We start from the raw sequence: 219 nt of genomic DNA, 5'->3' as shown, positions 1-219 counted from the left end.
GTTGCGTCCATGGATGGAGAAAAACGAAGCGCAGTCTGAATTTTTAGGTGGCGCAGGAAATATTATTGAAGGCTCAGACAGCGTGCCAATTTTGAATAAAATGCTATTAGATATGTCGATGGGTAACACCATGGGGGTAGGATATAATATTGGTTCACTGGTTACCAATGAGCTATCAAAAGTCACAAAAATGCATAAAAAAGAACCTGTGCATGCTAG

The 219-nt window shown here is 40.2% G+C and carries 1 pseudogene; it reads left to right on the top strand.

Annotated features, from left to right (window positions below):
• Positions 1-219: pseudogene (locus V6256_RS15780) on the top strand (N-acetylmuramoyl-L-alanine amidase); the annotation flags it as partial.

This window comes from Psychromonas aquatilis (genome assembly GCF_038155185.1).
GTDB classification, from domain to species: domain Bacteria; phylum Pseudomonadota; class Gammaproteobacteria; order Enterobacterales; family Psychromonadaceae; genus Psychromonas; species Psychromonas aquatilis.
Note: the sequence above shows the minus strand (reverse complement) of the source record. Positions and strands in the feature narration are given on the sequence as shown.